Origin of the sequence: Streptomyces desertarenae, from assembly GCF_042681365.1 — a bacterium.
Classification (GTDB): domain Bacteria; phylum Actinomycetota; class Actinomycetes; order Streptomycetales; family Streptomycetaceae; genus Streptomyces; species Streptomyces desertarenae.
Window position 1 is genome coordinate 48,019 of sequence record NZ_JBHUFU010000009.1, and the last position, 22,542, is coordinate 70,560.

At 69.5% G+C, this 22,542-nt stretch carries 14 protein-coding genes and 3 pseudogenes; 6 read left to right on the forward strand and 11 right to left on the reverse strand.

The genetic code is table 11. The features are described 5' to 3' along the window. Positions 1 to 88 precede the first annotated feature (88 nt). Positions 89 to 759: pseudogene (locus tag ACFSJS_RS16220) on the reverse strand (transposase family protein); the annotation flags it as partial. On the opposite strand from ACFSJS_RS16220, the gene ACFSJS_RS16225 reads away from it, so the two are divergent. Further along, positions 643 to 936: a hypothetical protein gene (locus ACFSJS_RS16225; RefSeq protein WP_380900909.1), complete on the forward strand. Its 294-nt coding sequence runs from the start codon at positions 643 to 645 to the stop codon at positions 934 to 936. The pseudogene ACFSJS_RS16220 and the gene ACFSJS_RS16225 sit on opposite strands and share 117 nt — an antisense overlap. Positions 937 to 1,022: 86 nt before the next feature. Here ACFSJS_RS16225 and ACFSJS_RS16230 read toward each other — a convergent pair whose 3' ends face one another. From ACFSJS_RS16230 to ACFSJS_RS16275, 10 genes and pseudogenes are all read right to left on the reverse strand, one after another. After that, positions 1,023 to 1,853, reverse strand: coding sequence for a nucleotidyltransferase domain-containing protein (locus ACFSJS_RS16230; RefSeq protein ID WP_380900911.1), 831 nt, complete (start codon positions 1,851 to 1,853; stop codon positions 1,023 to 1,025). 131 nt (positions 1,854 to 1,984) lie between these two features. Then, positions 1,985 to 2,603 (reverse strand): annotated as a pseudogene (locus ACFSJS_RS16235) (IS5 family transposase); the annotation flags it as partial. Positions 2,604 to 2,777: 174 nt separating this feature from the next. Beyond that, positions 2,778 to 3,251, reverse strand: coding sequence for a hypothetical protein (locus tag ACFSJS_RS16240; protein ID WP_380900913.1), 474 nt, complete (start codon positions 3,249 to 3,251; stop codon positions 2,778 to 2,780). Between the two features lie 475 nt (positions 3,252 to 3,726). Beyond that, complete coding sequence (rph, locus tag ACFSJS_RS16245; RefSeq protein WP_380900915.1) at positions 3,727 to 6,324, reverse strand: rifamycin-inactivating phosphotransferase; 2,598 nt, start codon at positions 6,322 to 6,324, stop codon at positions 3,727 to 3,729. 978 nt (positions 6,325 to 7,302) lie between these two features. Next, positions 7,303 to 8,616, reverse strand: coding sequence for an ABC transporter substrate-binding protein (locus ACFSJS_RS16250; RefSeq protein ID WP_380900917.1), 1,314 nt, complete (start codon positions 8,614 to 8,616; stop codon positions 7,303 to 7,305). A gap of 320 nt (positions 8,617 to 8,936) precedes the next feature. Then, positions 8,937 to 9,872 (reverse strand): carbohydrate ABC transporter permease, encoded by a 936-nt coding sequence (locus ACFSJS_RS16255; protein WP_380900919.1) that lies wholly within the window; start codon positions 9,870 to 9,872, stop codon positions 8,937 to 8,939. Positions 9,873 to 9,874: 2 nt separating this feature from the next. Then, positions 9,875 to 10,768: a carbohydrate ABC transporter permease gene (locus tag ACFSJS_RS16260; RefSeq protein WP_380900921.1), complete on the reverse strand. Its 894-nt coding sequence runs from the start codon at positions 10,766 to 10,768 to the stop codon at positions 9,875 to 9,877. Between the two features lie 93 nt (positions 10,769 to 10,861). Next, entirely contained in the window at positions 10,862 to 12,184 is a 1,323-nt protein-coding gene (locus tag ACFSJS_RS16265; protein WP_380900923.1) for an ABC transporter substrate-binding protein, read from the reverse strand. Between the two features lie 41 nt (positions 12,185 to 12,225). After that, positions 12,226 to 13,962 (reverse strand): glycoside hydrolase family 13 protein, encoded by a 1,737-nt coding sequence (locus ACFSJS_RS16270; protein ID WP_380900925.1) that lies wholly within the window; start codon positions 13,960 to 13,962, stop codon positions 12,226 to 12,228. Between the two features lie 83 nt (positions 13,963 to 14,045). Then, complete coding sequence (locus tag ACFSJS_RS16275) at positions 14,046 to 15,227, reverse strand: ROK family transcriptional regulator (RefSeq protein ID WP_380900927.1); 1,182 nt, start codon at positions 15,225 to 15,227, stop codon at positions 14,046 to 14,048. Positions 15,228 to 16,157: 930 nt separating this feature from the next. Between ACFSJS_RS16275 and ACFSJS_RS16280 the strand changes: the two genes are divergently transcribed. The 5 genes and pseudogenes from ACFSJS_RS16280 to ACFSJS_RS16300 all read left to right on the forward strand — a co-directional run bounded on the left by ACFSJS_RS16280 (position 16,158) and on the right by ACFSJS_RS16300 (position 21,851). Next, the gene (locus ACFSJS_RS16280) at positions 16,158 to 18,548 is read left to right on the forward strand and encodes a family 49 glycosyl hydrolase (RefSeq protein ID WP_380900929.1); all 2,391 of its coding nucleotides are present in this window, start codon (positions 16,158 to 16,160) and stop codon (positions 18,546 to 18,548) included. A 148-nt stretch (positions 18,549 to 18,696) separates the two neighbouring features. After that, entirely contained in the window at positions 18,697 to 19,095 is a 399-nt protein-coding gene (locus ACFSJS_RS16285; RefSeq protein ID WP_380901287.1) for a DoxX family protein, read from the forward strand. A gap of 94 nt (positions 19,096 to 19,189) precedes the next feature. After that, on the forward strand, positions 19,190 to 19,846 hold the full coding sequence (locus ACFSJS_RS16290) for a lytic polysaccharide monooxygenase (protein ID WP_380900931.1): 657 nt from the start codon (positions 19,190 to 19,192) through the stop codon (positions 19,844 to 19,846). Between the two features lie 125 nt (positions 19,847 to 19,971). Continuing rightward, positions 19,972 to 20,484, forward strand: a complete 513-nt coding sequence (locus ACFSJS_RS16295) for a hypothetical protein (RefSeq protein ID WP_380900933.1) — start codon at positions 19,972 to 19,974, stop codon at positions 20,482 to 20,484. Between the two features lie 45 nt (positions 20,485 to 20,529). Next, a pseudogene (locus tag ACFSJS_RS16300) lies at positions 20,530 to 21,851 on the forward strand (ABC transporter ATP-binding protein). Positions 21,852 to 22,542: the final 691 nt, after the last annotated feature.

The window sequence follows — 22,542 nt, forward strand, 5'->3', positions numbered from 1 at the left end:
TGGTGGGCTCGGCGGAAGGCCGAGCCCACCACGCCGTAATCCGAAAAGCCCAGGTCCCCCGCCGGCACAGTGAGCCTTTCCGTCCCCACTCCGAGCCGGCCGGATGCAGGGCGAGGACGGCCTGGACGAGGCCGGTGGTGCGGGTGGTCGAGCAGCGGAGCCTGCGCGGCAGTCGCCAGGACTTGAGCGTGGCGACGGCTTGCCCGACGAGGGCCCGGATCCTCGCGTGGGACCGGTTCACCGCCTGCCGACCGGTGGGCAGGGTCTCCCAGCGTCCCCAGCACGGGCTGCGGACCGTGCCGCCGGCGCCTCGGTGACCCTTGCCGGTCCAGCACCACGTGATGCCGACCTCGTTGAGGGCGTCGACGATGCCGTGTCCGCGAGCCGCGCGGACGTCGTGGACGGCGCCGGGCAGGACCGGCGAGGCCCACAGCCTTCGGCCGGGAGGTGCCCCCAGGCGATCGGCAGGAGCGTCCCGTCGAGCAGGAGGCAAGGCTTCCTCGAAGCGGCCCGGACGGCCTCGTCGAGGGTCGGTGCGAGTGCGGCCGGCAGCTCGGCGGCCTCGGTGGTGTACCGGTAGGCCGTGCTCGTGGCAACCTCGAAACCCGCTACGAGCTGGGCATACGTGGTCCCGTTACGCAGATGAGCCAACGCCGGCAGGGCCTGGTGGCCGACCGGGAGCCGGCGCCGGCGGCTTCCGATCCGACGACGGTGTTCGCGCAGGCGAGCGCCGGGGAAGGCCAGGGACCGACCGGACACGTCCATCCGGCGCCGGACGACTACGCCACCTGCAAGACCCCGGCCGTCAAGACCCGGCTGCCGGTCCACTTCCACTCTCACCTGCACTTCACACCCACCGGATCGTCCTGGCCGAACCTGGTCGAGCGGTGGTTCGCGGAGCCGGCCAACAAGCGGATGCGGCGAGGAGTCCACTAAGAGATGACCTCAATTGGCGTTGTGCGGCAGCGGTGGCCGCCGGGCTGGGGCCACTGGATGAGTCCGGTGGCCCCAGCCGGATGTGGTCAGCGAGGGTCGTTCAGGCGGCTGCTGATCTGTTCGTGGAGTTCGTGCGGCAGGTGGATGGTCCAGCGGTCGGCGGCCTCGGCGGCCAGGTCGCGGCTCCAGCGCCAGCTGTTGCGTGCCGCGGTGCGCACGTCCTGGTCGCGGACGGTGGCCGTGGTGGAGGCGTAGCGATGGCGGTCAGTGTCGGGCAGGTCCTGTTCGAGCGCGCGGCTGGGGGTGAGCCAGTGGGCCGTGCTGTTGCGCAACAGGCGGCAGAGCTGGAGTTGCTGGGGTGCGATGACGGTGTGCAGCAGGGCGTGGGCCCGGGCGGTCTCGCCGCGGGCCAGGACGTGGGCGAGCATGAGGGTCCAGTTGGTCAGCTCGTTGGTGAGCTGCTGGGCGGTGGTCACCGGTTCGGGCGGTTGGAAGGTGGCCAGCTGTCGGGCGGCCTGGGTGAGCCGGCCGGTGCGGTCGAGCAGGACGGCGTCGTCGGGGCGGGGTAGGTGCACCATCCCTTGCCAGGTGGGGACTTCGTCGATGCCGGGACCGGCGGGGGTGAGGTGGAACTCGCCGCGCATCAGGTCGTCGAAGACGACGGCGAGGATGCCGTACATGTTGGTGTAGGAGAGCTGGAGCGGTGCGAGTTGCGCCAGGAAGGCAGGGCCGTCGAAGTCGGCGAGTTGATCGTCCTGGATGTAGAGGTAGGCCTCGATGTCGGAATGGGCGTCGGCCTCGCCCACGGTCCACGAGCCGTAGAGCAGTACGCCCTCCAGCCGGGTGTCGGCGCGGGCGAGCTGTCGCAGGCGTGCGATGCGGTCGTCCAGGGTGGAACGGGCAGAGTGAACGGACATGGTGTGGTCGTGTCTCCTGAGGTGAGCGTGTGGGCACGCTGACGGGGCCCGGCACCTGCCGGGCGGATGTCTGTGGGCCGTCGCGGCCCGCTCAGGAGAAGTTGCCCATGATCCAGATCATAGGGGACGGCTCAGCCGCCGAGTCGGCGGCAGCAGATCAGGGTAGCCGCGATACCGGCGAAGGCCAGGAAATGCTCGGCCTTGCGCTCGTAGCGGCGGTGCAGGCGGCGGCACCCGGACAGCCACGCCACCGTCCGCTCCACGGTCCACCGGTGGCGGCCCGGCTTCTGGGAGGACTCGATGTCTCTGCGGGCGAGGCGCGGGGTGATGTTTCGCGAGCGGAACCATTTCCGCAGGTGGTCGTAGTCGTAGCCCTTGTCTCCATGGAGCTTGGCGGGCCGCCGTCGGCGGGGCCCGCGCCGGGAACGGATGGGAGGTATGCCCCGTACCAGGGGTTCAAGTCCCTGACTGTCGTGCGTGTTCGCGGCGGAGACACCGATCGGGAGGGGCAGAACGGTCCGCTCGGTGATCAAGTGGGTCTTTGAACCCTTCTTTCCGCGATCTGCGGGATTCGGACCTGTCAGGTCCCCCTTTCATCGCGCGCGTGTTCACCGAGTCGATGGCGCACCGCGACCAGTCCAGGTCGCCTCTGGCGCCGAGCTCGTCCAAGACCAGGCGGTGGAGTTTGCCCCACACACGAGCCTGGCTCCACTCGGTGAAGCGGCGGTGCGCGGTCGGCCCGGACGGGCCGCAGGTGGTGGCGTCCGTCCACAGCGGCAGGTCGATCTCCCAGCCGTCGGCGGCGAGGATGTGGGCCGTCTTGGTCACGGAGCCGTCGTTCTTCACATCCACCTCGGGCACGTGGTGCGGGAACTGTCCGCCGTCGGACTTCTCGCAGCGCGTGATGGCGACCGCCCGCAGCCTTCACGTGGGGCGGGTTGTGGTGAGGGTGAGGCGGCCATTCGTCCATTCCGGGAGGCGGCGGGCTAGTTTCTTGAGGGACGGGCCGCGGACGTGGTGGAGGTGGACCGCGAGGTTTGTGCCGAAGAGGGTGTGGAAGTACGAGCCGAGGGCGTGGCCTGTGCCGGAGAAGGGGTCCTCCGGGGTGGGGGGCGGCGGGGGGCTGAGGTGGTAGATGCAGAGGGCCTTGCGGCCTGGGATGGGGCCCGGGAGGAGCGCGACCGCGCGGATCGCCGGCCAGCCCAGCTTGAGGACGGGGGTGTGGCCGTACGCGTAGTGGTACGCGACCCCCTCCGGGTGGAAGCGGATCGCGGGGTCGTCGGGGCGGGCGGGGGTGGGGCCGCCTGTGTAGGCGCGGAGGGTGGTCAGCCAGGTGCTTGCGGGGCGGTAGAAGAGGGATTGGCGGTAGAGGTTTCTGTAATGTGCTTCGGCGGTCACCGCGGGGCTCCTTCATGGGATCGGTTCCGTCGGTTTTTCGGGGCCTCCCCGGGATGTGTCCCCGGCAGGGGCCCCGAGCGAACAGCCCCCGCCTGCGGCGGGGGCTGTTGCTTTGCGGATGGCCCGGAGCGCTGCGGACCGTGACGCGAACGAGTTGACACTGCACGACCTCAAGGCAACGCAGCGCGGTTGGGCCGGTGGCCGCCTTCGTTGTTGTGGTCCTCGATGGTGGGCGCGTTCCCGTTCAGCAGGATGGCTCGCGGCCAACGGGTCAGGTGGGCGGTGACGCGTTCGTGGTGATGGGGGCGGGGCCTGGCTGGCCTTTCCACGGCAGACGGTGTCCGTCGGCGCCTCGCAGCGGGGGGCAGGGCACCGACCGGACCCCCTCGGCGTGCCTGTGGCTGGGCGAGGACGCTCTGGTCGAGATCATCGGGGAGCCGGCCAGGGAGAAGAAGGCCTTCCGGAGCGCCGCCGGTCAGGGGAGCACCTCGACGTAGCCGTCGGTGCCGTGGACGCGGATCCGCCGGCCGTCCTGGATCAGGCGGGTGGCCCGTTCCACGCCCACGACCGCCGGCAGGCCGTACTCCCGGGCGATGACCGCGCCATGGGTCATCAGGCCGCCCACCTCCGTCACCAGGCCCGCGATGCCGACGAACAGCGGTGACCAGCTCGGGTCCGTGTAGGCCGTGACCAGGATGTCGCCTTCTTCGAGGTGGGTCTGCGCCATGTCCGAGATCACGCGGGCCCGTCCTTCGACGGTCCCGGCGGAGACCGGCAGGCCCAGCAGGGCACCGGCCGGTGCGTCGTCGCGTCGGTACGCCCCGTTGACGGCTTCACCGTCCGAGGTGAGCACCCGGGGCGGGGTCAGCTCCTGGTACGCACGGAACGCGTCCTTGCGCTGCCGGATCAGCTCGGCGTCCGCCCGGTGCGAGCGCGCGGCTTCGTGCAGTTCCTGGAAGGTGAGGTAGAAGGCGTCCTCCTTCTCGGCGAGCACGTCGGCCCGCACGAGCCGTTCGGCCTCGGCCAGCAGGGCCCGCTTGTAGACGAAGTAGCGGCTGACGATGCCGTACTTCGGGTACTCCCGGTACCCGATGAAGGTGCGCACTCGGTCGATCATCCGCTTGGTCTCGTCGGCCTTCCGCTCCCCGTCCGGCAGGGCCCGCAGGCGGGACAGGACGTCCTGTTCCTTCCGCAGCGCCTTCTGCCGGCCTTCCTCGAAACGCCGTGCGGCGGCGCCCGGCGGGAAGTTCCGGACGTTGTCGAGGATCGCGGGCACGAGGGCGGCGGGCTGTTCCCGCCAGCGCGGCCGCGTGATGTCGATCTCGCCGACGCAGCGCATCCCGTAGCGGTCGAGGTAGGCCTCGATGGCGTCGCGCGCCTCGGGGCCGCCCGGAAGCTTCGCCAGGTCGTCGAGGAAGTCGTCGTCCTCGACGCCCTGCAGGAACGCCACCACCTCCGGGTGCGGGCGGACGGCGTCCGCGACGTCCATCAGCGCCAGTCCCATCTCCGAGGTGACGTTGCCGGGGGCGGACAGCGTGAGCGTGTCGGCCGCGTTCTTCTCCCCCAGCCAGTCCCGCAAGTGCTCGTTGAGCCACCAGGTGGCCTCCATGCCCGCCATGATCACCTGCATGCTCAGCGGATCTCCGAGGACGCGCTTGTGGTCCTCGAAGGCCTCCAGCAGGAAGTCGAACAGCTCCGGTCCGGTCTTCGTGCGGATGTCGCGCTCCAGCGCGGCGACGGACGCCTCGCTGCGTTCGACCAGTTCGGTGACGAGGGCCGGATCGGTGTCGATCGGGGCGGGGGCGCCGCCGGCCGGGGGTCCGCCGGGTCCCGTGTCGGGAAGCGACGGGACGAAGTCGCCGCGGTCAAGGAGCGTCTGCAGCGCGTCCGTGATCAACGGGTCGTCTCGTCCCATCATGTTCAGGAGGGCGGCGCGGCTCGCGGGTGCGGCCAGGCGCGGGGTGACGTCCACGAACAGCCGCCCGCCGGCCTCCTGCATCGGGACCATGGCCGTCATCCGCCACAGTGAGAGACCGAGGGGCTTCATGGCGTCGGTCATCATCTGCTGGTGCCCGACGGAGACGTAGACGTGGTTCTCCCGGTCGTCGGCCTCGGGAACGGGGAACAGCGTGGTGATGGGCCGGCTCTGCACGATGTGGAAGTCGTCGCCGTCCAGGCACCATTCGATGTCCTGAGGGCGGCCGAAGTGCGTCTCGATCCGCCGCCCGAGCCGTACGAGCCGCACGGCCTGGGCGTCCGTCAGCGCCGGCTGTTCCTGCCGCCGCGCGTCGACGGCGACGTCCCGCGTGCCGCCGGCCGGCAGGGCGTGGACGGCGCGCCGTTTGGCGGCGATCGTCCTGTCGACGATCTCGCCGTCCCGCACCTTGAAGACGTCCGGGTTCACCAGTCCGGAGACCAGGGCCTCGCCGAGCCCGAACCCGGCGTCCACGGTGGCGGTCTTCCGGTGGCCCGTGACGGGGTCGGCCGTGAACAGGATGCCGGACGCCTCCGGGAGGACCATCCGCTGCACGACCACGGCCATGCGGACGGCGCGGTGGTCGATGCCTCTCCTGAGCCGGTAGGCGATGGCCCGTTCGGTGAACAGCGAGGCCCAGCACCGGCTCACGTGCTCCAGGACCGCCGTCGGCCCCACGACGTTCAGGTAGGTGTCCTGCTGGCCGGCGAAGGAGGCCGTCGGCAGGTCCTCCGCCGTCGCGCTGGAGCGGACGGCGTAGGCGGCCCGCTCGCCGAACCGCGCAAGGGCACAGGTGATCGCCTCCGCGACGTCGCCCGGGACGGCGGCTCCCTCGACGGCACGGCGGAGCCGCGCGCCGAGCGTGCGGATCGTCTCCCGGTCGTCCGGGCCGACCCGCGCCAGCTCGTCGAGCTGCTCGTCGACCGACGGCAGGTGCGCCATGACCCGCCGGAAGGCATCCGTCGTCACGCAGAAGCCGGCCGGCACCCGGATCCCTTCGATCCGCGACAACTCACCCAGGTGCGCCGCCTTGCCGCCGACGACCGCAACCTGGGTTCCGGTGACCTCTGCGAGGTCCACCACATACTGCTCGTTCATCGCGCCGCCTCCCGAGACCACCGCACCGCCGCTCCCCCACACATCGACCACCGCACGCACACGTCGCGTCCCTCGTTCCCACAGGTTGTCGGGTATCGGCCGCCGATTCTCCGCCCTGGCGGGGGCCTTGTGGCAAGCCCCCCGGTGCGCTATAAGTTGAGTACGGCAAGGGGAGCGCTCTCCTTGCCTTCCGTGTTTCTCGGAGGGGCTGCGTCGCAGGCGTTGCGGGTGCGGGGGCCGTTGCGCTGCGGGGCGGTCACGGGCTCGACCCACGTCGTCCCGGGGGCGCCGCCCCGGTTTCTTCCCGCAGGGCGATGTGTTCCGTGAACCGGCCGGGCGCAACGGGACCACCCCCCGCCTGCGCGCGACCGGCAGGCCGACGCCGTCGCGTACGACGGCCAGAGGGTGTGGGTCGTGGAGACCGAACGGTACGGCGGGGGCGGGCCCGCGCACCAGAGAGGCACGGCCGGTCCCGTGTGAGGACATCTGCCGTTCGCCCTGCGCGTGCTGCTGCCCGGCATCCACGTCACCGCCGAGGCCGGGCGGGCCCCGCCGCCTGGCCGACGAGACGGCGCACGCCTGGGAGGCGTGGGAGGAGCGCGGGGCGCCGGGGCTGTACGACTTCGGCCTCGCCCGCACCCGGCATGAGCAGTGGGTCTGGAGCGGCGCCCCGGACGGCCCCCGCCGGCAGTCGCTGGCACCCACAAGGGTGCTTGACCTCCGCGATCGGCCCGGCCGTGGTGTGGAGGCCGCGCGGCCCGCGCTGCGCGGTTCGCCTGCTCCACGGGGCCGATCTGCTGCAGCCCCTCGGCGGGCCGGCGGCTTCGCCCGCAGCCGCCGGAGGGCGTGCGGGCGCTCCGGGTGAGAGCTGGGGAGGTGCCTTGGGCTTGGGCTCCGGCGACCGGCGCCCAACGGCCGGGCTTGGGCCGGGTCAGCCGATGTCCGTGGCGGGTGAGGGAGGCATCGGTGATCCCGGTCTCAGGGGTGTCGCTTGGTGTGACTCTGCAAGGCCTGCTGCAGGTCCGCCAGTGCTTGCTCGCTGGTCTTGTCACCCCTGAGCGCGGCGTGCACCTCTTTTTGGACGGCGGAGGTCACCTTGCCGTACTCCGCCACGTGCGGCCGGGGCATCGCGTAGATGATCGACTCCCTCAGCACGGGTAGGTAGGGGTGACTGGTGAAGGCGGACGGCTCGTCGTACAGGGTTTCGTAGACCGGGGCGTTGGATCCGATTTCCAGGTTTTTACGGGCGTTGTCCTCGTTGGTGATGAACTTGATGAAGTCGATCGCCGTGGCTTGGTTCTTCGCGTAGGACGACAGGGCCAGGTTGCGTCCGCCGAGACTGGAGGAGCCTGTCCTCGTCAGGCCGGGGAGGGTGGTGACGTCGAACTTTCCCGCGACTTTGCTGGAGCCGTCGGTGGCGTTGGCGGCGGCGTACAGGTACGGCCACTGGCGGATGAAGACCAGCTTTCCCTGCTGGAAGGCCTGCCTGCCGTCCTCCTCGGTGTAGGTGAGGGCACCCTCGGGTACCAGGCCGTCCCGGAAGAGACCGACCAGGAAGTCCAGTCCTTCCCGGGCCTCGGGGGTGTCGACGTGCGGCTGTCCCCGGTGGTCGAAGACGATGCCGCCGGCTGATGCCACGGCCTCGGAGAAGTTCACCGTCAGGCCCTCGTACTCATCGAACTGCCCGGCGTAACAGGACATCCCCTTCGCCTGGGGCAGGGCCAGGACCGCGTCGCAGGCATTCCGCATATCGGCCCAGGTCGTGGGGGGTTCGCTGATGCCGGCGGCTTGGAGCAGGTCGGTGCGGTAGAAGAGGATGCCCCCGTCGGAGATCAGCGGCACACCGTACAGACCGTCCTTGTAGCGGGCGGTCTCCACTACCGGCTCCAGCATCTCCTCCAAGGGGAACTCCTCGGCGGGCAGCCTTTCGATCCACTGGTTGGCGGCGAATTCCGCAGTCCACACCACGTCCAAGGACAGCACTGTGTAGGCGTCGGATTTCGTCTTCGCGTTCTGAATCATCAGGCGGCGCTGCTCGTCGACGGCTTCGGGCAGCTCGATGAAGGTGACCGGCTCGTCGGGGTGTTCCTTGTTCCACCGGTCGAGCTGCTTTTGCACTACGCCGGTGGTGTCCTCTCCCGTGACGTAGGTGATGGGGCCGCGGCCCTGGTACCCGGCGCTGCTACCACCGGGTGTCTCTTCGTCGGTGCCGGGCAGACCGCAGGCCGCGGTGGCGAGTAGGGCAAGTGTGAGGAACGGGGCGCATGTGGCTGCTGTCTTCCTGGTTTTCACGGCTGTCTCCTGCTGAAGGTGCGCAGTGGTCGGAGAGCGTTCGGCCCTGACCGGAGGGGTGGAGCGCTTCGGGGTGGCGGGGCTGCTGGGTCGGCCGGAGGCTGTGCCGGCAGCGCTCCTCGGCTCGTCCGCCAGGGCGGTCCGGTTCTGGTCGGCGCGGCGGGCCGGCGGGTCGTACCGGTCGCGGCCGGTACGGCGGAGGGCTCCGGTACGGGGTGGGACCGGTGTCTTCTGCCAGGCGGCTCTCGCGGGAGTGCCCCGGATCCGGCGGCGGGGTGGGGTGGGCCGGATCCGGGGCGGCGGTGGAGCCCGGTGGGCGGTTACTTCACGGCGCCGGCGGTGAGGCCGCGGGTGAGGGAGCGCTGGAAGATGAGGAAGAAGACGATCATCGGGATGACGCCGAGGAGCGCTGCGGCGCTCATGGATGTGGGGTCGCTGGTGTACTGGCCCTGCATCACGGACAGGCCGAGGGGGACGGTCTGGTTGTCGTTGGAGACGAGCAGGACGAGGGGGTAGAGGAACTCGTTCCAGCTCCAGACGAAGAAGAACACGCACATCACCGAGAGAGTGGGCCAGCTCATGGGCAGGATGATGCGCCACAGGATGGTCCAGCGGCCGGCGCCGTCGAGGGACGCGGCTTCGATGAGTTCTCGGGGGAAACCGGCGAAGACCGAGGAGAGCAGGTAGGTGCCGAAGGCGCTGTAGGTGATGCCGACGAGGATGGTGTAGCCGAGCTTGCCGTCGTAGAGTCCCGCCTCCTTGAAGAGGTAGTAGATGGGGTAGACCAGGCCTTCTTGCGGCAGGACGTTGACGCCGAGGAAGAAGACGAGGAACGCGGTGCGCCAGCGGACGCGTCCGATGCCGATGGCGTAGGCGTTGAAGAGGGCCAGGACGACGGCGATGAGGACGACGCCCAGGCTTATCTGGACGCTGTTGACCAGTTTCTGGGTGAAGTCGACGCGCTCCCAGACCTCGCCGACGATGCTCCAGTTCCACTCGGTGGGCCAGGACAGTGAGCCGTTGGCGCGGTAGTCGGCGCTGGTCTTGAAGGAATTGAGCAGGATGACCGCGAACGGGGCGAGGAAGGCCAGGACGAAGGCGGTGACCGCGGCCACGATCGCGTAGGAGCCGGGGCTGCGGCGGCTTCCGGTGGGCTTGCGGTCCCTGTGCTTGTGCTTGGGGGCGGCGTGGCCGGGGTGTGCCGGTGCGTGGGCGCGGGGTGAGGTGGGCGCGGGGGTGGTGATGTCGGTGGTCATGGTCATCCGTCCTCGCGGGCCTGGCGGGTGAGCATTGTTCCGGCGATGATCAGCACGAGCAGGGTGATGGTGCTGGAGATGGCGGATCCGTAGCCGACGTCGGCGCGCTCGAAGAAGTTCTGGTAGGCGAAGTAGGCGGGGACCAGTGTCGAGTTGCCGGGTCCTCCGCCGGTGAGGACGAAGATCTGAGCGAAGACCTTGAGGCCGGCGATGGTGGTGGTGACCAGGACGACGTAGACCTCGGGCCGCAGGATGGGCACGGTGATGCGGGTGAAGCGCTGCCACCAGGACGCGCCGTCGAGGGATGCGGCTTCGTAGAGTTCGGGGTCGATGCGCTGGAGGCCGGACATGAACAGTACGAGCGGGTAGCCGAGCTGCATCCAGACCAGAACGCCGAGGACGACCCACAGGGCGAGGTCGGGGTCGCCGAGCCAGTTCTCGGTCAGTGACGAGAAGCCGATCGTCTCCAGGACGCTGTTGACGGCGCCTTCGGGGGCGAGAATCCATCCCCACATCAGGCCGGTGACGGCGACCGGGATGACCTGGGGCAGGTAGAGGCCGGAACGGAAGACGCTGACCAGGCCGTCGCCGTGCTTCTTGCCGATGTAGTCGAACAGGAGGGCAGCGAGGAACAGCCCGAGGAGGGTGGGGGTGACCGCGATGCCGATGATGACGAAGGCGATGTTGCGGAAGGAGGCCCAGAAGTCCGCGTCGCCGAGGAGCCGGGTGTAGTTGTCCAGGCCGATCCAGGTGGGGTCGCCGATGCCCTGCCACTGGGTGAGGCTGTAGTAGAAGGTCATCACCAGCGGGACGACGAGGAAGAGCAGGCTCAGCAGCAGGCCGGGCGCGAGGAAGACGGCGTACCCCGTGGACCGCGGGTGACGTGTGGTTTTCACTGTTGCTCCTAGGTGGGCGGGACGGCGGCCGGTGCGGTCGGGCCGCCGTCCCCGGAGGTGAGGGGCTGATGCTCAGGGAGTGGAGCGTCAGTCTCAGCGCCGCGAGGCGGCGTACTTCTCGTACGGGGCGGCGAGCTCGTCGAGGGCCGCGTCGGGCTTGCCGCCGTTCATGAGGTTCTGGGTGGCGGCCATCCAGGTGTCGTAGTAGCCGGTGACGGGCCAGTCGGGGTAGAAGGCGAGCCCGTTGCTGCTCTGGTAGGTGTTGAATGCGGTGATCAGCTCGCGGGACTTGGGGTTGGTGATGGAGTCCGGCTTGGCGGCCAGGGGCACGTTGCCCTCTTCGCCTATGAGCTTTTGGATCTTGTCGGACATGGTGATGTCGATGAAGTCCTCGGCGAGTTCCTTGTTCTTCGCCTTGGTGGGGATGACCCAGTGGTTGCCTCCGGAGCCGAGGGTCTTCTCGCTGCCCGGGTAGGGGGCGGTGCTCCACTGGAAGTTCTCGATGTCGGTGGTGAAGCCGCCGAACCACCAGTTGCCGCCGACCAGGATCGGCCGCTTCTGGGAGACGAACTGCTCGGTCATGTCGTTGCCCTTGAGGCCGACGTCCTTCTTGTCGAAGTAGCCCTTGTCGAGCCACTCCTTGTACTTGTTGACGGCGTAGGTCCACTCGGGTCCGTGGAAGTCGACCTCGCCCTTGTAGAGCTGGTAGTTCTCGACCCAGGTGTCGTCGGCCTTGGACAGGGCGAGCAGGTAGAGCCAGTGTCCGGCGGGGTGGTCGTTGCCGGCGTTGGCGAGTGGGGTGATGCCGGCGGCCTTGAACTCGGCCAGGGCGGCTTCGAAGCTTTTGAAGTCGGTGGGCTTGGTGATGTCGTGCTTCTCGAAGAGGTCGTCGTTGTAGTAGGCGAGGACGAACTCGCCGTAGTTCGGAATGCCGTACCAGGTGTCGCCGCCCATTTCGCCCTTGGCGTCGTAGCGGGCGGTGACGGAGGCGCTCTCGCTGATCTTCTTGTCCCAGCCGCGTTCCCTGACGGTGGCGGTCAGGTCGGTGAGCAGGCCCTGCTTGGCGAGCAGGCCGGTGGTGGCGTTGCCCTTGTTGTACTCCATGACGTCGGGCGCCTTGTCGGAGTTGAGGATCATGCCGGCGTTCTGCTGGATCTGGTCGAACGTCTTCCGTTCGAAGACGACCTTGACGTCGGGGTGGGTCTTCTTGAATTCGGCGATGGCCGCGTCCCAGGCGTTGCTGAGGGCGCCGTCTTCCTGCTCGTAGTGCCACAGGCGCAGGGTCTTGCCGTCGCCCTCCGCGGTGTCGGAGCCGCCACCGCATGCGGCGAGGGGTGCCATGAGCGCCAGGACGGTGCCGGCGAGCAGGGCGTGGCGCGTGGTGTGGCCCGTGGCGCGGAGGCGCATGGTCTTCATGGGAGTTCCTTGGGTGTGCAGGGGTGGGGCGGTGTGGGTGTTCAGGTGGTGCGGCGGCGGTGGACGCGGGCTTCCCACGGCTGCAGGGTGTGCGGGGTCGTGAGAGGTGTGGTGGCGGGTACGTTGGCGATGAGGGTCTCGCTGTGCTCCCAGCCGTCGGGCAGGTCGACGGTGAGGTCGGCTCCGCTGATATTGGCCAGGACGAGCAGTTCGGTTCCCGATGCCGTGTCGTGGCGGGTGAAGGCGTAGAGCTGCTCGTGGTCGGGGTGGAGCATGTGGAAGTCGCCGTGGGTGATGGCCGGTTCGGTGTGCCGCAGGTCGACGAGGCGGCGGTAGTAGTGGAAGACCGAGTCGGGGTCGGCGAGCTGGGTTTTGGCGTTGACTTCCGTGTGGTCGGGGTTGACCGCGATCCAGGGGGTGCCGGTGGTGAAGCCGGCGTGCCGGGTGGTGTCCCACTGCATGGGGGTGCGGGCGTTGTCGCGCCCCATCGCCCGCAGTCCTGCCAGGACGCATTCGGGGTCGGCGCCGTCGGCGACCGCGTGGGCGTAGTGGTTGAGGGATTCGATGTCGCGGAAGTCCTCGATGGAGGTGAAGGGGGCGTTGGCCATGCCCAGTTCCTCGCCCTGGTAGATGTAGGGCGTGCCGCGGTGCAGGTGGAGGACGGTGGCCAGGGCCTTGGCCGAGCGCACCCGGTGGGCGGGGCCGTCGTCGCCGAAGCGGGAGACGACGCGGGGCTGGTCGTGGTTGTTCCAGTACAGGCTGTTCCAGCCGGTGGTGCCGAGGCCGGTCTGCCAGCGGCCGAGACTGGCCTTGAGGTCGGTGAGCTTCAGGGGGCGGGGGTCGAACTTCCCGCCGGGGCCGTGGTCGAGTCCGACGTGCTCGAACTGGAAGACCATGTCGAGTTCGCGGCGGGCGGGGTCGGTGAAGAGCTTGGCCTCCTCCACCGTCACGCCGGGCATCTCCCCGACGGTGAGCAGCCGGCGGGGGTGGCCGGCGAAGACCTCGCGGTGCATCTCGGCGAGGTACTCGTGGATGCGGGGGCCGCAGACGTAGTACGGGGAGCCGTCGCCGTGGCGGCCGCCTTCGGGGACGCGGCCGTCGGGCAGGGCCGGGTCCTTGGAGATCAGGTTGATGACGTCCATGCGGAAGCCGTCCACGCCCCGGTCCAGCCACCAGCGCATCATGGCGTACACCGCCTGCCGCACCCGGGGGTTCTCCCAGTTGAGGTCGGGCTGCTTGCGGGAGAACAGGTGCAGGTAGTACTCGCCGCTGCCCTCGTCCCACTCCCAGGCCGGGCCCGAGAAGAACGAGCCCCAGTTGTTGGGCTCGGCTCCGGGGGTTCCCGGTTCCATGTCGTCGCGGGCGGGCCGCCAGATGTACCAGTCGCGCATCGGGCCGTCCGCGCCGCCGTCGCGGGAGGCGGTGAACCAGGGATGCTCGTCGGAGGTGTGGTTGACCACCAGGTCCATCACCAGCTTCATGCCGCGCTCGTGGACGGCGGCCAGCAGGCGGTCGAAGTCCTCCAGGGTGCCGTAGAGCGGGTCGATGCCCTGGTAGTCGCTGATGTCGTAGCCGTTGTCGTCGTGCGGTGAGGGGTAGACCGGCGAGAGCCACAGGACGTCGACGCCGAGCTGGGAGAGGTGGTCGAGGCGTTCGATGATGCCTTGCAGGTCGCCGATGCCGTCCGCGTCGGAGTCGGCGAAGCTGCGCGGGTAGATCTGGTAGACCACCGCGTTGCTCCACCAGGAGTCGGCGGGGTTGGCTTCGTTCACGGGCACGTCATGACCTCATTGCAGCTACTCGGTTACTTTGTGTGAAAATCTGGAGTATCGGTGACCGGTGCGCCGGCCGACGCCGGGGGTCAGGGGATGGCGGCGCCTACCGCGTCGCGGATGACGAGGCAGGCCGCTCCTCGGGCCCATAGGTCGTGGCGCACGGGGTCGACGTGGACGGCGCAGTCCAGGGCGGCCGTGGAGAACGCGTGCGCCTCCAGCGCCGCGGTCATGGCCGGGCCGAACAGGTCGTAGGCGACCGCGCCTTCTCCGGCGATGATGATCTTCTGCAGGTTCAGCAGGTTGCACATGCCCGCCAGGCCCCGCCCGAGGGCTGTTCCGGCTTCGGTGAACGCCGAGCGGGCCACGGTCTGGGACGAGCCGCCTGCGGTGCGGGCGAGGTTGATGGCGTCGGTGATGGTGGCGCAGTGGACGCCGGCGTCTTGGAGGTGGCGCAGGACGGCCCGGTCGCCGGCGAGGGCCTCGAGGCAGCCTCGGCGGCCGCAGCTGCACATGGGGCCCGCGGGGTCGAGGGGCAGATGGCCGAGTTCTCCGGCCATTCCGGTGGTACCGGAGAAGAGGGCGCCGTCCAGGAGGAGGCCGCAGCCGATGCCGGGGCCGACGGTGACCACGGCGAAGGAGTCGATGTCGCGGCCCTGCCCGAACCAGCGCTCGGCGACGACCAGGGTGTTGACGTCGTTGTTGACGACGACCGGCAGTCCGGTCGCCTCCTGGAGAGGGCCGGCCACGTCGACTTTGTTCCAGTCGAGCAGGGCCGAGTAGCGGCAGACTCCGGCGTCGGAGTCGACGTGGCCACTGACCCCGACGCCCAGGCCCAGCACCCTGTCCGCCGCTTCGGGCGCCTTCGAGAGGAGCCGGCTGGTCAGGGCAGCAGCGGCGGACAGGGCAGTTGTGGGGGTGCAGTCGGCGATGGGCTCCTCGGCGCGGGCCAGGACGTTGGCCGCCATGTCGGTGACCACTCCGGAGACCTGCGCAGGGCCGATCTTCAGTCCGACGACGATGTGTTTGTCGGGGTTGACGTGCAGCATCTTCTGCGGTCGGCCCCTGCCCTGCGGAGCGGTGTCGCTCTCGCGCAGGTAGTCGTGTTCGAGGAGCGGCGGCAGCATCCGTGTCACGCTGGAGGGCACCAGGCCCAGGCGCTGGGCGAGCTGGGTGCGCGAGATCGGCCCCGCGGTGAGTACGGTCGCGAAGATCTCCGCACGGGTCTGTTCACTGACGAGTTCCGAGAACCGGATCTTCGACGGGCTCATCACGCGCTGCCTCCAGATGGCGGTCGGTCAGGGACGGTGGGGCTGGGTCATCACCGTCGGCCCCGGTACGGCTGGTGTCGGCCCCCCGGAGCGCGGGGCGGGACCCGCTGCCGCGCGCGGGACGCGGAGATCGTCATAGTGCCTCCTTGGCTCCGCCGTCGTCGGCGTGAGGACGCCGGTCAACTGCGTATGACGGGAGTGTGTCCCCCGGTTTTTCGTGCGTCAAGAAACAAAACAGCGCGTTACGCAACCGTGACCGATGTAAGTTTTGTCTCATTTGACGCAATAGCCCCTCCTTCTGAGGGCGAGAAGACCTCCGCAGGACGCGAATCTCGTTCATTTCATTGACACGCAGAAGAAATGAGGGGACGTTATCCGGCGACCGAGGAGTGCTGCGGCCGCCGGCCACGGCGTCGCAGCAGCCCTGGTGTCCGCCGACTCCGCCCTGCGCGCCTGCCGGAGGCGCGGAGCCCGCCGGAGGCCCGTGGGGCCGGCGACCTCAATCCCCCGGCCCCACGGATGACGTCCGGTCTCGCCCGCACACAACTCGCCGCCTGACCACCGTCCGAAGCGAGGACTCGATGACGACACGACCTGCCCGCTGGCTGATGCAGAGGCCCGTCCACGGCTCCATGCGCACCGCTACGCCGGCGCGGGCCGGCGCCGCCCGCCGTGCGCACCCCGCCGCACCCGGTCCCGAGCCCTAGACACAGGCGGTGTCCAGCGCAGGGCTCCCCGGGCCGCCGACCCGTGGTGGTGCGCGCATCGCACCCCGGGACCAGGCCAGGCACCTCATGCTCCCGGCGATGCCTCACGGCGTTCCACGCCCGCGGGGCAGCGCGCCGGCTCGCCCGTCCTCTGCGGGCGCATCCGCCCGCAGAGGCGCACCAGGGGCATTGCCCCGATACACACAAGAGAGGACACACTCGCATGTCCACATCACGACCGCGACCACGGGCACGGGCGGCAGCGGCCGTCGTCGGCCTGGTCCTGGCTCTGGCCGCCGGCATAGTGCCCGCCGGCGCCGCGGCCGCCGCCGACACTCCCGGTACGGGCGCCGACGCCAGACGCCAGGCCGCCCAGGCCAAGCGTCTGGCCGCCCAGGCCAACGGCACCGCGGTGGCCGACTCGGCCCGGGCGGAGACGGCGGACAGCGCGCAGCTGAAGACCTGGTGGCACGACAACCACGAGTTCAACACCACCAGCCCCGTGCAGAACGACAAGGTCCGCCGCTCGTCCTTCTACGACGTGAAGGTCGCCACCGCAGCCGCGCCGACGACCCGGTACGACTCGTTCGCCTACATGAGCATCCCGCGCGGCGGGAAGGGCAAGATCGGCTACACCAAGGAGGACGGCGCCGAGTTCGCCTCCTCCGCGAACCTCACCATGAGCTGGTCGTCCTTCCAGTACTCCACCGACGTGTGGGTCGACGTCTCCCTGCGCACCGGCCAGACCGTCTCCTCCGCCGACCAGGTCAAGATCAAGCCCAGCAGCCTGAACTTCGCCAAGGAACTCGTCAACGACAGGACCGTCCGCATCAAGGTCCCCTACGACGCCAAGGGACACCGGTTCTCGGTCGAGTTCGACCCGCAGCTGTACACCGCGTACAACGACATGTCAGGCCCCGCGAACGACGCCGGCAAGCTCACCACGCAGGGCGGCGGCGGCAACCGCGCCATCCACACCGAGCCCCGCAACTCCATGATGATCTTCGCCGAGCCGACCCCGACCGGCGCGGAGAAGGACCGGCTGGTTCCCACGGCCGACTCGGGCAGCATCCACTACCCCCAGCCGGGACAGGTCACCAACCTGAACAACGTCAGCCAGGAGATCATCTACTTCCGCCCCGGCACCTACTCCATGGGCTCGAAGTACCACGCCGTACTGCCGGCGAACGTCAAGTGGGTGTACCTGGCTCCCGGCGCGTATGTGAAGGGAGCGTTCCGCTTCTTCCACGACAACCAGGGCCTGTACAAGGTGACCGGCCACGGGGTGCTCTCCGGTGAGCAGTACGTGTACGAGGCCGACACCAACAACAACTACGACCACCTCAGCGGAGCGTCGAACTGCCACGCCTCCTGCGTGAAGATGCTCCAGTTCCAGTCCTCGGACCGCCAGCAGTACCTCGACCTGCAGGGCGTGACCATCAACGAGCCGCCGTACCACTCGTTCGTCGTCTACGGCAACGAGCAGACCTTCCAGATGCGGGTGGACAACTACAAGCAGGTCGGCAGCTGGTACTGGCAGACCGACGGCATCGAGCTCTACCGCGGCAGCACCATGAAGAACACCTTCTTCAACGCCAACGACGACGTGCTGAAGATGTACCACAGCGACGTCACCATCGATAACACCGTCATCTGGAAGAACGAGAACGGCCCCGTCATCCAGTGGGGCTGGACGCCCCGCAACATCGACAACGTACGGGTGACCAACACCCACGTCATCCACAACCGCATGTACTGGAAGGACGTCAAGTACAACACCTGCATCCTCAACTCCTCCTCCCACTGGGAGGACATGGGATCGACCACCAAGGCCGACCCGGGCGCGTGGGTGAAGAACATGACCTTCGAGAACATCACCGTCGAAGGCATGACCAACTGCGCCATCCGCGTCTTCGCCCTCTCCAGCACCGAGAACATCCACGTCAAGAACCTCAAGATCGGCGCCTGGAACGGGCTCGACCCCAGCTCCCAGGTCAGCCTGCTCAAGCGGTACACCAACTCCGCCGGCCAGAAGGTCACCCTCGGCAACGAAACTCGTGACAGCCGGGGGCTGAAGCTGGAGAACTACACCGTCGGCGGCACCGTCATCAGCAAGTCCGGCGATAATTGGGCCGCCGACAAGCTCGGCCGGATCGGCTTCGACGCCGAGACCTGGGACAACTGGAACGCCTGGGGCTCTGGTGGCAACGACCCCGGCCCCGACCCGGTCACCGGCGGCAAGATCGTCAACGGCGCGACCTCCAAGTGCGTCGACCGCGCCGGCAGCGGCACGGCCAACGGCACCGCCATCCAGCAGTGGGCCTGCGCCGACGTGCCCTCCATGGCCTGGTCGCTCGACGGGCAGCAGCTGAAGTCCGGCGGCAAGTGCCTCGACGTCGTCGGTGGAGGCACCGCCAACGGCACCAAGGCGCACCTGTGGGACTGCGGCGGTTGGGACAGCCAGAAGTGGGCCTTCCAGTCCGACGGCACCCTGAAGAACCTCAAGTCCGGCCGCTGCCTGGACATCGAGGGACAGAGCTCGTCCGACGGCGCCCGCCTGCACCTGTGGGACTGCGGCGGCTGGGACAGCCAGAAGTGGGCCATCACCTCCTGACCCGCCGGAGGGCCGCCGGCCCGTCACACCGGCGGCCCTCGACCCCGCACGCATCCGGCGCCCGGGGCACGGCCTACACGCCCCGTCGAGAAAGGGCATCGCTGTGGAGTCATCGAGATACCAGGGCCCGGCTCTGGGCCTGTTCCGGATGGTGATCGGACTGCTGTTCGCCTGCCACGGGGCGGCGACGCTCTTCGACGTCCTCGGCGGACCCCACGGGCCTCCGCCCGTCGTCGGGCAGTGGCCCGGGTGGTGGGCCGCGGTGATCCAGCTGGCCGGCGGCACGCTCGTGCTGCTCGGCCTGGCCGCACGGCCGGCGGCGATCCTCTGCTCGGGGTCCATGGCCTACGCCTACTTCGTCCACCACCAAGGCGACGGGCTCTTCCCCCTGGAGAACGGCGGTGAAACGGCCGCCCTCTACTGCTGGGCCTTCCTGCTCCTCGCCGCCCTCGGGCCCGGCCGCTGGTCACTGTCCGCCCTGCTCGGGCGCACCACACGCACCGAGCCCCCCGCGCGGAGGGAGGTGGTCGACCGGAGGGCCAACTGAGCCAGGACCGCGAGCAAGACGTCATGTGCGCGCAATGAGCCGCCCGGCCGGCGACACCGGCCGGTGATCCCCCGACACACGGAGGAAGAGCACCATGAACCTCGCACCGAAGACACTGTCCCGCCGCACGGCGCTGAGCACCGCAGTGCTGTCCGCCAGCCTGCTCTGCCTGCTCCCCACGGCCCCGACGGCATCCGCCCACGGCACGGTCATCACCCCCGAGACCCGCAACTACGGCTGCCTGCAGCGCTGGGGCCACAACGAGCCGAACGAGGCCCAGGACCCCATGTGCTACCGCACCTACCACGAGAACCCGAACGCCATCACCGCGTGGAAGGCCGTCTACGCCAACAACACCGGGGGCAACTACCAGCAGGCCATCCCCGACGGCCAGATCTGCAGCGCCGGCGGCCAGGGGGAGACGAACTACCGACCGCTCGACCGTCCCGGTCCGTGGAAGACGACCGACATCGGCGCCAACTTCACCGTCGACATCTACGACGAGGCACGGCACGGCGCGGACTGGTTGGAGATCTACGTCACCAAGCAGGGCTTCGACCCGGAGTACCAGTTGATCGGGTGGGACGACCTGGAGCTGGTGAAGAAGACCGGCCGCTACCCGTACCAGGCGCACTACACCACGGACGTCAGTACGTCGGGCTACAGCGGGCGGCACGTCGTGGTGACCGTCTGGAAGGCGTCGCACATGGACCAGAAGTACTTCCTGTGCAGCGACGTCAACTTCGGCTGACCTCCTGCTGACCGGGCCCCGCGAGATGCCGAGCGTCTCGCGGGGCCCCAGCGCCACCGCCCCCCTCCCCGCAGGCCGGCATCCCGTACCCGCCTGGGTCCCCCCGCAAAGCTGAAGGGCAGACGATGACCAGCACCTTCCGCCGCGAGCCCGCCGACGGCGCGCACCCCGCCGCAGGCCGCCGGTCCCGCACCCGTCAGCTACTTCGACGGCTCGCCGCCCTCGCATGCCGCTACCGGCACAGCAGCACCACGGTCTTACGCGTCTGCGTCGGGGTGGTCTTCTGCTGGTTCGGGGTCCTGAAGTTCTTCCCCGGAGCAAGCGCGGCGGAAGGCGTCGCCGTCCACGCCATGACACGGATGACCTTCGGCCTCGTCCCCGCCCAGGCGTCACTGCTCATGCTCGCCGTCCTGGAGGCAGCCATCGGTCTCGGCCTCATCACCAAAATGATGCTCCGCTACGCCCTGGCCGCCTTCTTCCTCCACATGGCAGGAGTCTTCCTCACCCTCCTCCTGCTGCCCGGCGACATGTGGCACACCTACGGCGCCGTCCCGACCCTCGAAGGCCAGTACGCCATCAAGAACCTCGTCCTCGTGGCCGCCTGCCTCCACATCGCCGCCGAAGAACTCGCCCCCTGACCCCTCGCACACCCCGCCGGCACTCCACGCACCAGGAGCAGCACGTTGGGCAGCACCATCACCCTCCACGACCTCGCCAAGACCTACCCCAACGGGCAGACGGCCGTGAACCGGTTGTCGCCGGCCATCGAAGCGGGTGAGTTCCTCGTCCTGCTCGGCCCCTCCGGCTGCGGTGAGTCCGCCCTCCTGCGCATGATCGCCGAACTGGAGACGATCACCGAGGGAGAACTGCGCCTGAGCGGCCGCCTCGCCAACGACCCCGACCCGAGCGAGCGGGACGTCGCCGTGATCTTCCAGAGCTCCGCCCTCTACCCCACCATGCCGGCGGCCGAGAACATCGGCTTCTCCCTGGCGGTCCGGAAACAGGACCCGCCACACGTGGCGGTACAGGTGCAGACCGTGGCCGAGCCCCTGGGGATCGGCCACCTGCTCGGACGCTCCCCCTCCCAGCTCTCCGGAGGAGAGCGGCAACGCGTGGCCATGGGCCGGGCCGTCGTCCGCCGCCCCTCGGTGTTCCTCATGGGCGAGCCGCTGTCCAGCCGCGACGCGCGGCCGCGCAACCGTCTGCGGATGGAGATGCTGTCGGTAGCGCGCAGCACCGGCGCGACGACCGTCTACGTCACCCACGACCAGGCCGAGGCCATGGCGCCGGGCGACCGGGTGGCCGTCCTGCGAGGCGGTGCGCTCCAGCAGGTCGACACCCCGCGCCGGCTCTACGAACTGCCCGCCAACGCCTTCGTCGCCTCCTTCGTCGGCACACCACGAATCAACCTGGTGCACGGCACCGTCCACGCCCTCATCGACGGGTCCCTGTCCGTAAGCCTCGGCGCGCAGCACCTCCCCTGCCCCAGCCGCTCGCTCACGACCACCATATGCTCCGTGTCGTGCAGAGCCGCCCCCTCCTGATCGGCCTGCGCCCCGAAGCCGTCCGCATCGCCGAACACTCACAGGCCACCCTGTTCGAACGCCCTCTCACCGGCGTCGTCGAGCACATCGAATTCCAAGGACACGAGGCTCTGCCGCACCTGTCGCTCGGCGGACGACAAGCCGACGTGCCACCCCATCCACTCCCCCAGGAACCGCACAAGCCCTCACGAAGCACCACAGCCGACCTGGTCCGACGACTCCTCCACCGAGTCCGCGCAGCGAAGGCAGCCCGGTTCACCCACGAAAACCGCTGACTACCACAAAACGTGTTGAAACCCGCACAATCGGGCATCGGTGAGTTGATCGTGCGCACGACGCCGGGCGCACACCACCGCAGAGGACAGCGCATCCCCTTGCTTGTCGATGTCCGCGGCCTGCTCGTCTTGGACGAACACGGTGACCACATCAGTCCAGCCCCCGCCCGGATCCCCGACATCTGACCACTCCCCGAAGGGCCGGATGGTCAACCGTCCGGCCCCGTCGCGCCTCCTCCCACTGCCGGAGACCTGTCCGCGGCGCCGCTTCGCCCCCGATCGGGTGCGGGTCCGGGACGGGGACGCCTACCGGGCGGTGGACCGCGCCGTCGCCCCGGGGCGGTGGGTGGCCGCGATGCATCCGGGGCCGGGGGCGGCTGGGGCACGTCGCCCTCACCGTCGCTCCTGACGGGCGGTCGGCGTCGGGGTGGATGCAGTAGGCGGCGGCCTGTCCCGGCCCGGGCGCCCGGCCCCCGGCCCCCGGCCCCCGGCCGCCGTGTTCCGGCGCAGGATCCTGGCGTTCTGCTTGCAGGCGAGGAGGTCGAGCAGGCCGATCCAGGCTGTGGGGCTGGCGACGTAGGCGAAGGGGTCGGGGCGGGTTCCAGAGCGAGGGGGCCGGGGGTGGTGTAGCGGGCGGTTTCCAGGTCGTGGTGGCGGAAGTGGTTGCAGTGCAGGCCGGTCTCGGGATGGGCGTATGACCGTCTCTTCGGTGACCTGACCCGGGCCGGCGTGGGTCAGGTGCAGCCGGGAGGCGGGTGAGACGGCGGACAGCAGGCGTCCGGCGGCGTCGTAGGTGAAGGAGGTGACGGTGCCCGCCGCGTCCTTGGTCACCGTGCGATCCGTCGCGTCCAGGGTGAGGGAGGTGGCGCCGCCCGCA